Here is a 9,191-nt window from a genome sequence, read left to right as displayed (position 1 = left end):
TTCAATCCAACAAAGCCTCAGCATGATGGCTGATATGGTCTTTTATAAAGGTGGCGATAAAATAGTAACCATGGTTATAGCCGACCTGGAGACGGAAAGTCAGGGGCTGATCTGCTTTTTCACAAGCCTTCTCAAACACCTCAGGGAGCAACTGCTGCTTCTCATAAAAGGGGTCAGCGGTGCCTTGGTCAATCAAAATTGTATGGTTATAGTTGGCTGTCAACACCAGTTCGCTGGCATCGTAAGCTCGCCATTGCTCTTGGTCTGTCCCGAGGTAATTGGTGAATGCCTTCTGACCCCAGGGGCTGCGCATGGGAGCAGCAATGGGAGCAAAAGCAGAAACAGATAGGTACTGCTTTGGGTTTTTTAAGGCACAAATCAACGCACCATGACCGCCCATAGAATGACCAAATATACCTTGTTTCTCAACTTGCGTGGGGAAATTTTTGGCAATTACCTCGGGTAACTCATGGACAACGTAGCTATACATTTGGTAGTGAGCTGACCAAGGTTCAAGAGTGGCATCTACGTAAAAACCAGCACCAGACCCCAAGTCCCACTCATCGTCCTCACCTGGAATTCCTGTATTCCGAGGGCTGGTATCTGGAGCCACCAACATCAATCCATACTTGGCTGCAAATCGCTGAGCACCCGATTTAACCATAAAATTCTCTTCCGTGCAAGTCAAACCTGACAGGTAATATAGAACTGGAACGGATTGCACTTTCGCCTGGGGGGGTTGGTATACGGAAAACCCCATCTCGCTCCTACAAGTCTGAGATTGATGAGTGTAAAAACCTACTGTACCGCCAAAGCAACGGTTTTCGGAGACGAGGCGAAGGTCTGTGGACATGGGGCTGGTTCAAATGGACGTACCATGAAGGCGAATGTGGCTGTCCAGCATTTTAGCGTTTCTCCAGCTATGTTTGCCGAAGCTGCACTTATCTTTATTAAACTATCGTCTAAATCAACAATTTTCAACTAACTTGCCTGATGGAATTAATTCTTTACAGTAAACCCGGTTGCCATCTTTGTGAGGGATTGCTTGAAAAGCTAGAGATGATTGAAGGGTTAACCTTTAAGCTAGAGGTTCGAGACATTACCAGTCGAGAGGATTGGTTCCAATCCTATCAGTATGAAGTGCCAGTACTATGTATCAACCACTTTGGTCAGGAACAGCTCCTGCCTCGCCCCTCTCCTCGTGCTAGCGTTGCACAATTGCAGCGAATGTTACGGAAATATTTCCCTGTTAGTGAGCCAAAATAGGCGATACATCAGGTTGACGGTTTGACGGTTGACGGTTTGACGGTTGACGGTTGACTGGTGGCTGTGATGATTCGGTAGATCTTATAGTGTCATTTGGTGCAATAGATTATGAAGCTAAGGGAATTATTAGCCAAAATTGCCAATATTGTGGAAATTCCTAGCCCCGAGGGTCTTGATGTAACGGTTACAGGCATCTGTACCAATTCCCACGCCTGCCAACCAGGAGATTTATTTATCGGGATGCCAGGCACTAGGGTAGATGGTGGAGAGTTCTGGGAAAGTGCGATCGCATCTGGGGCAGTAGCAGCGATAATTTCTCCCCAAGCGGCTGCCAAACATCCCCCCCAGGAACTTTCACCGGAAACAGGAGTTTGTGTAATTGCTGCCGATGACATGACCACCGTGTCTGCTCAAACTGCAGCAGCCTTCTACGACTACCCAGCACAGAAGCTCAGGCTGATTGGAGTCACGGGTACTAATGGCAAAACTACAACTACCCATCTGATTGAATTTCTGCTCGCTCATAGCTCTAGTCCTATCCCCACAGCACTTTTGGGTACCCTCTATGCCCGTTGGCCAGGTTTTGAGCAAACAGCAAGCTACACTACACCATTTGCAGTTCAATTGCAACAACAGCTCCAGTTAGCGGTCAAAGCAGGTGCCCAAATGGCAGTGATGGAAGTTAGTTCACACGCCTTAGCCCAAGGTCGAATCCAGGGCTGTCCGTTTGAGGTGGCGGTGTTTACCAATCTCACCCAAGACCATTTGGACTACCACCAGAACATGGATGATTACTTCAGCGCTAAAGCTAAGCTGTTTAGTTCCGACTATCTCAAAGGCAGGGCAATTATTAATGCTGATGACTCCTATGGAGAGCGGTTAATCCAACAGTTACCAACTGAGCAAGTCTGGAGCTATAGTATCCAAAACCCATCCGCTGATTTCTGGACGAAGGACTTAAGCTACGAGCCAACAGGGGTTAGAGGAATTATGCATACTCCAGTAGGAGAGGTTAGCTTTAATTCGCCCCTAGTGGGTCAATACAATCTGTCTAACTTGCTCGCAGCAGTAGGAACAGTTTTAGAGCTGGGTTTGGATTTAGAATCAGTAGCAGCAGCCTTGGCTCAATTTCCAGGAGTGCCAGGGCGCATGGAACGGGTGCAAATTCAACCGGAACAGGATATTAGTGTTATTGTCGATTATGCCCACACCCCAGATAGTTTAGAAAACTTACTCAGGGCATCACGACCCTTTATTGAGGGCAAGATGATTTGTGTATTTGGCTGTGGTGGCGATCGCGATCGCACTAAGCGTCCTAAGATGGGGAAAATAGCGGCTCAGTTAGCTGATGTTGCTGTAGTCACCTCGGATAACCCTCGCACCGAAAACCCAGAAAGCATCTTAGAGGATGTTTTAGAGGGGATTCCTCAATCAGTGGAACCAATGGTAATTTGCGATCGCGCTACCGCCATTCGGACTGCCATCTTGCAAGCAAAACCGGGGGATGGAGTTTTAATTGCTGGTAAGGGTCACGAAGATTATCAAATTCTGGGCACTGAAAAAATCCACTTCGATGACCGAGAGCAAGCCCGAGATGCTTTGATGAGTAGGCTACAGGTTATAGGTTAGCAAGTTGACAGCTATTTTAGCGGGCAGGTTGTAGATTATCACATGGAAGGTCAACGTTTAAGCTTTAACCAAACCACCTTTAACCAAACCACCTTTAACCCTAAATGAACCTGCCACCTAATCCAGAATTGTCTCTCTACCAGCTGGTTTTAGAGACTCTTGCCTCTCCCGAGTCTCTAACAATCACTCCTGTCACCCTGAAATCGCTAGTCAGAGCAACCTTTGACCTGCTAATTCAGCAAAACATTTCAGCCACAATTTTGGTCAAGCCACAGGGTGAGGGCTGGCACAGAGAAATAAAACGGTATCAACAACAGGTTGATGTACCCAAAACAATTTATCTGTGCCACTGTTTAGGAGATGACTGGAAAAACGGAGTTAACCTCAACAGAGATTCTCAACTGTTTTCCCTACCGTTGGAGACTGAAACTCAACTACAACAGGAGTATTTCTTACTGATTCTCGGTGAGAACTATAGTAGTTTAATTGTGGCTTGCCAGCCTGATCTATCGGAATCTGACAATCTAACTGATAGTGAACTCAGTCAACCATTGTTAGCTGTTTTTACCCTTGAGCAATCAGTAATTCGGCAGTTTTTACAGGGGTTAAGTACAGTTATTGGGAGCAATACAGCAGACCAACTCAGCCATTGGGAAACCCTTTTAGCTCCCCCAGAAACACTTAATAGTACACTACTAACCCAGTTGTTGGTTAAACAAGTACAACGTACAGAAGAAATTGTTCAGAATACCCTGGCAACACAGCCAATCGGGGAGACTAACCCATCTCCCCCATCACCGCCAGCAGTTCCTGAGTCGGTTGTGGTAGGGAAGAATTCCTTATCAAAGGTCGAGCCTTATATGAGTGATGAGATACTTCAGCGAGTGGCTCAGGAATTACGGACACCCATAACGAACATGAAAACTGCCCTGAAGCTGCTCGATGCCTCACAAATGAAGCTCGCCCAACGCCAACGCTATATTGGGCTTCTTTATAAAGAATGCGATCGCTTAAATTCCTTAGTGGCTGGATTACTAGAACTGGTTCAGCTAGAGGGTGACCCCCAAACGGATCAAACCTTGCCGTTGAAGCTAGCAGACATTGTTCCTGGTATTGTCAGCACCTATCAACCCCTTGCCCAAGAAAAAGGCATCCAGCTCGGCTACACAATTCCCGCCAATCTCCCCTCAGTCTTGTTTTCAGAGGTGGGCTTGAGGCATATCGTGATTAATCTGTTGCACAATAGTTTAAAGTTTACTCCCGCTGGCGGTAAAGTTAGAGTACAGGGAACTCGTAAGGGCAAGTATGTTCAGCTGATATTTAGTGATACAGGTATTGGCATTGCTGAAAGTGACATACCTAAGATTTTTGACAGTTTTTATCGGGGTAGGTCAACACCTAGGGAAGACCTTGGTGCAGGGATAGGTTTAACCATTGTGCAACAGTTATTACAACGGGGCGGTGGTTCAATTGCAGTAGTTAGTCGATTCGGGCAAGGCTCCCAATTTAAAGTGCTGCTACCAATTGCCTCTGAAACTTAAAAAATCGTCGAGGTAATGGTTAACCAATCCCAGGCAATGGTGTCTTAGCCAGGTCAGCTAACGGTAAAAATACTGTGATCACCTCACCCTGTTGGGGTCGTTGCTTAACAATTAGTTTGCCCCCCAACGCCTGGAATAGATTTTTGGTCACATTCAAATTCAAACTGATACTACCCGTTTCTGGCTGGAAAGTCAGCAGCTGACCAAGGGACTTCAATGTCGGGCAATGGTCGTCAGCAATTGTTTCGTGATTAATCTGAGACTGGAATTGTAACTTCAGCTGGTTTCCAGCAGGTGTAACCTGTAACTGGATGTGACCCCCTGTTGGAATAGACCGGGTGAAATTTTCCATCAAGCCAGTTAGCACCTGATCTAGCAAGGCGGGATGACTGACCACTGTTGGCAACTGTTGCGGTAAGACTACATCTAGGGTTAAATTACGTCGCTGTGCTTGTTTTTGCCAGCGGGGGATGCTGTTGTGAAAAACCCGAGCCAGAGATATACAGGTCAGGCTAACAGGGGTTTGCTTGGCTGCCGTTGTTTCTAATTCTACTGCCCGGAAAATCAACTCCATGCGGTTGATTTGTTCGCTACACTCATGGTCAATAATTTCTATACGCCGCATGACTTCTGGAGGCAAGTCACGACGTCTAAGCAGTAGTTTAGTCAGGGTGTGAATTGTAGTTAGGGGTGTCCGGATTTCATGGGTCAGAGCTCGGAGCAGCTCAACGTCAGGTGTAGCTTCAGAATTTTCTTTTGGGTGAACAGCAGAGATTCTAGGAAAGCCTCGCGCTTCATTTTTCACCAATCGTTGCCAGTTAGGCTCCTGTACTTTCTGTTTCTTGGCAAAGGGTGTACTAGAAGACCCATTTTGTGAGTGACTACCAGTTTTGACCCTATCCCTCTGATGCTGAGGTTGTCTTGGCTGAACCATTGTTGACTCGGATATTGTAACCGGTATAGTCTGGCTCAGTTCTACTGAAGGCAGTTCTGGTAAATTCTCCAGAAGCCCACGACCAAAGTTCATTACAATGCGGTAATCGGGGGGCTTTGGCACAAATTTTTCCATTAAAGCTTCCAACTGCCTCAGATGATGAGAACTGCTCAGTAATAGTCTATGGCGCAGTGATGCCCAAACATGTTGGATATCCTCTGGGTCAAAGGAGAATTGAAAGCCTGGAACGCCAAAGTGGTCTTTCCCAGAGACCATGACTAAGCTAAAGTCTTTAGTAAAAACTAAACAAAACTGCTCGTTAGCTAAGGGGTCTCCTGGAAACAGGGGTAACCTGTAGGTCGTATTTTGTACAAAAGGAGTAGTATCAGGTTGAGCCGGAGGTAGCTGGAAGGGCATAAAAGCCCAAGGATTCAAGGCGTCGTTCGTAAAAATCCCAGTCTCGAAACTTGCCAGTAGCTCTCGATCACTTAAGACTGGAGCAGGACCAGCTAGAATTAGTCCTTGCTTCGACGAGTGTTCGGGATTATGGCTTGTTGATCGGTTGCCTGAAACCCCTGGCAACAGCAACTGTTCCAAGGTAGCGATCGCACTTTGCCATTCCCGTTGAGCTTTAGCTGCTGCTGCCCTATGCTTAGGGCTAGCACCTTCTCTTGTTCTGCGACAGCTAGCACCTACTGAGCAAGTGTCAATCACAGTTGCTTGCTCTACTGAAACAGTAACCTTGTCATCGCTTTCAATTAATTCCTGTTGGGATAAAATTTCACTTATACTTGGTAATAACCACCTTGGCACCACAATCCACCCCCGATGCACAGCTAGTGCAGTAATTCAAACTATCAACTCCTTTGATAAAGATGGTAATGTGATTGCTGATAGTTTAAGGATCGTAGAACCGAACTTCTACGTAGCAATTCCCGTTAACCTAAGCATTGGAAAGAAGGAGCTTAAACAGAAATTAACAGTTTGAATTAAAAATATCAAATTGTTCTTGCATTGTTAGAGTTAACAACATACACTACCTATCTGCCTCTGTTTTGGTAAGCTAATAGCTAGCGGCTAACAGCTAGCAGCTAACAGTTGGGGCAATTAATCAAAATATGGCAAAGATCGAGACCAGAACCGAACCCATGGTGATCAACATGGGTCCCCACCATCCCTCCATGCATGGCGTTCTCCGCTTAATTGTCACCCTAGATGGGGAGGATGTGATAGATTGTGAGCCGGTAATTGGCTACCTGCACCGAGGCATGGAGAAAATTGCCGAGAATCGCACTAACATTATGTATGTCCCTTACGTGAGCCGATGGGACTATGCAGCAGGGATGTTCAACGAGGCAATTACAGTCAATGCCCCAGAGAAATTAGCAGATATTCCGGTACCCAAACGTGCCAGCTACATCCGCGTGATCATGCTGGAGTTGAATCGGATTGCCAATCACCTGCTGTGGCTTGGACCATTCCTAGCAGATGTGGGTGCCCAAACCCCATTCTTCTACATCTTCCGGGAACGGGAGATGATTTATGACCTATGGGAAGCTGCCAGTGGACAACGGTTAATTAACAACAACTACTTCCGTATTGGTGGAGTTGCTGTTGACCTACCCTATGGATGGATAGATAAGTGCGAAGACTTCTGTGACTACTTTGACCCTAAAGTTGATGAGTACGAACGGTTAATCACCAACAACCCTATCTTCCGCCGCCGAGTTGAAGGTGTCGGTACCATTAGTCGGGAAGAAGCCATTAACTGGGGACTTTCTGGCCCGATGCTACGAGGTTCTGGAGTCAAGTGGGATTTGCGCAAAGTTGACCACTACGAATGCTACGACGACTTCGATTGGGAAGTACACTGGGAAACCGGGGGTGATTGTTTTGCCCGGTATGTGGTGCGGATTAGGGAAATGCGGGAGTCCGTTAAGATTATCCGTCAAGCCTTAAAAGCACTTCCCGGTGGTCCTTACGAAAACCTAGAAGCCAAGCGGATGGCAGAGGGTCGCAAATCCCAGTGGAACGACTTCGATTATCAGTTCATGGGCAAGAAAATTGCCCCTACCTTCAAGATTCCCAAGGGCGAACACTATGTCCGTCTTGAGTCTGGGAAAGGAGAACTAGGAATTTTCATTATTGGTGATAATAATGTCTTTCCTTGGCGTTGGAAGATTCGTCCAGCCGATTTCAATAACTTACAGATTCTGCCCCATATCCTCAGAGGAGTCAAAGTTGCCGATATTATGGCGATTCTCGGTAGTATTGACATTATTATGGGGTCAGTAGACCGTTAAATTAGGTTAATGGTTCTAGGTAATAGGCTCTAGGTTTTAGACTAAGCGGGGGCAACGTTAGTTAGCTCCGCCTCAAGGACGGAAGCTCTCAACTAGCCGTCTTTTAGCATTAGCCGTCAGCTATCAGCCGTCAGCTATCAGCCGTCAGCCTTTGGTCTTGGTATTTGGTTGATAGCTGATAGCTGATAGCTTACCATTAGCCTCATATCTAGAAGTTAGGCAGCTAAGATTATCGGCTATTCCTCCTATTCTTTGCTAAACTAGGAGGAATTTTTGATTTTTTGTGAAACTGTGATGTTAAGACAGCATTTAGGGAATTCTAGGAATGTAGCTCCAAAGACTGAATAGTCAACTTGCTGTCTATGAGTGAAAATCCCCCACCTATTAAAGTATTACGTCAGCGCCATGTAGGCTGGGATAAGCCTACCGAGGAAAATCTCAAAACTATTAAAACTATTGAGTTGTTATGGCGTAATTTGTTCGAGGCAATTTTTGATCCCATTGAAGATAACTGGTTAGAGCATTGGGAAAAGCTATACAAAACCATTCTAGAGGTTTGTTCTGATAACGAAGAGCGCCGCATTACTCTAGTCTACCTGAGCAATGTTAAGGATTTGACAAAAGAAGCTAGGGAATGGAAAATGTTGGTGACTTACCTGGAGAATACTAAAGACTGGGCTAGAAAATCGATTATTAGAGGCTCGTGAACCGTAAAATAAAATAGTGAAAATGGTGACCCTTCGCGTAAGCCAAAGGCTTGCTCAAAATTATCCTTGATACAGTAAAACCTGTAAAGGTGCTAACAGCAAGACCCCTATCCCTTCTACAAACGCTTTGGGGAATAGTTTTCTGATAATATTGAGCGCTCCATTATCCGCTACCAGTAGCCAAGCTTGACCTGAGTTGTTGCTGCGTTCCCGTAGCGGCTCTTTCAGAGCATCGCCATCGTAATTAATTTGTGAACAATAATAGGTCGTGAGATTCTTCCCCCAACCCCGATCACCCCATCACCCGATCACCCTGTCCAAGCCTCTGGGCAAAATGTTAAGAAGAGTAAACTAGAGAAGTAATATCAAGTCCGGTTAATCACTACCCAAATAGTTCCTGGATGGTTAGGCGTTCGCCCTTTGGCTGATGGGTAATTGACAATTACCCATCAGCCATTAGGAAATACTGATTACCCGATAAGGAGTATGAGGATTAGTCAACCGGATTTGATGATCTAACTATCTCAAGTCCCAGTTTTGTCAGGATTATAGAGTGCGTGAAAGTTTTTCAGACCCTGGAAGGGCAGCAACGCCAAAATTTGCTGATTTTATTTACTGTAGGTCTGCTATTTTGGTCAAGCTTAACGTCTTTGTTGCCAACGCTCCCACAATATATTGAAGACTTGGGTGGTACCAAGCAACAGGTAGGGTTAGTAATGGGTTGCTTTGCCATTGGTCTGTTGCTGTTTAGAAACCCACTGGGGCGTATGGCAGACCTGCGCAGTCGCAAGTTGGTAGTAATTATTGGTAC

The 9,191-nt window shown here is 45.9% G+C and carries 9 protein-coding genes; 7 read left to right on the top strand and 2 right to left on the bottom strand.

Annotated features, from left to right (window positions below):
* Position 1: 1 nt before the first annotated feature.
* The gene (gene fghA / locus F6K37_RS24430; RefSeq protein WP_044492587.1) at positions 2–853 is read right to left on the bottom strand and encodes an S-formylglutathione hydrolase; all 852 of its coding nucleotides are present in this window, start codon (positions 851–853) and stop codon (positions 2–4) included.
* Here fghA and F6K37_RS24425 point away from each other — a divergent pair.
* From F6K37_RS24425 to F6K37_RS24410, 4 genes are all read left to right on the top strand, one after another.
* Positions 740–985, top strand: coding sequence for a hypothetical protein (locus F6K37_RS24425; protein ID WP_162278944.1), 246 nt, complete (start codon positions 740–742; stop codon positions 983–985). The two genes, fghA and F6K37_RS24425, sit on opposite strands and share 114 nt — an antisense overlap.
* 8 nt (positions 986–993) lie before the next feature.
* Positions 994–1,266 (top strand): glutaredoxin family protein, encoded by a 273-nt coding sequence (locus tag F6K37_RS24420; RefSeq protein ID WP_008182053.1) that lies wholly within the window; start codon positions 994–996, stop codon positions 1,264–1,266.
* A gap of 108 nt (positions 1,267–1,374) precedes the next feature.
* Positions 1,375–2,895, top strand: coding sequence for a UDP-N-acetylmuramoyl-L-alanyl-D-glutamate--2,6-diaminopimelate ligase (locus tag F6K37_RS24415; RefSeq protein ID WP_287252687.1), 1,521 nt, complete (start codon positions 1,375–1,377; stop codon positions 2,893–2,895).
* 104 nt (positions 2,896–2,999) lie between these two features.
* Positions 3,000–4,436 carry a DICT sensory domain-containing protein gene (locus F6K37_RS24410; RefSeq protein WP_287252684.1) on the top strand — a complete coding sequence of 479 codons (1,437 nt, stop codon included), beginning with the start codon at positions 3,000–3,002 and terminating at the stop codon, positions 4,434–4,436.
* A gap of 19 nt (positions 4,437–4,455) precedes the next feature.
* Here the strand turns inward: F6K37_RS24410 and F6K37_RS24405 are convergent, their stop codons facing one another.
* The gene (locus tag F6K37_RS24405) at positions 4,456–6,204 is read right to left on the bottom strand and encodes a sensor histidine kinase (RefSeq protein WP_287252681.1); all 1,749 of its coding nucleotides are present in this window, start codon (positions 6,202–6,204) and stop codon (positions 4,456–4,458) included.
* Positions 6,205–6,488: 284 nt separating this feature from the next.
* Between F6K37_RS24405 and F6K37_RS24400 the strand changes: the two genes are divergently transcribed.
* The 3 genes from F6K37_RS24400 to F6K37_RS24390 form a co-directional block, all read left to right on the top strand.
* Positions 6,489–7,673, top strand: a complete 1,185-nt coding sequence (locus F6K37_RS24400) for an NAD(P)H-quinone oxidoreductase subunit H (RefSeq protein ID WP_008182046.1) — start codon at positions 6,489–6,491, stop codon at positions 7,671–7,673.
* Between the two features lie 362 nt (positions 7,674–8,035).
* The gene (locus F6K37_RS24395; RefSeq protein ID WP_008182045.1) at positions 8,036–8,380 is read left to right on the top strand and encodes a hypothetical protein; all 345 of its coding nucleotides are present in this window, start codon (positions 8,036–8,038) and stop codon (positions 8,378–8,380) included.
* Between the two features lie 557 nt (positions 8,381–8,937).
* The coding region (locus F6K37_RS24390; protein WP_287252678.1) for an MFS transporter at positions 8,938–9,191 on the top strand (254 nt) is incomplete at its 3' end.

Source organism: Moorena sp. SIO4E2, assembly GCF_010671945.1.
GTDB lineage: Bacteria > Cyanobacteriota > Cyanobacteriia > Cyanobacteriales > Coleofasciculaceae > Moorena > Moorena producens.
This window is presented reverse-complemented; position numbering and strand designations above follow the sequence as displayed.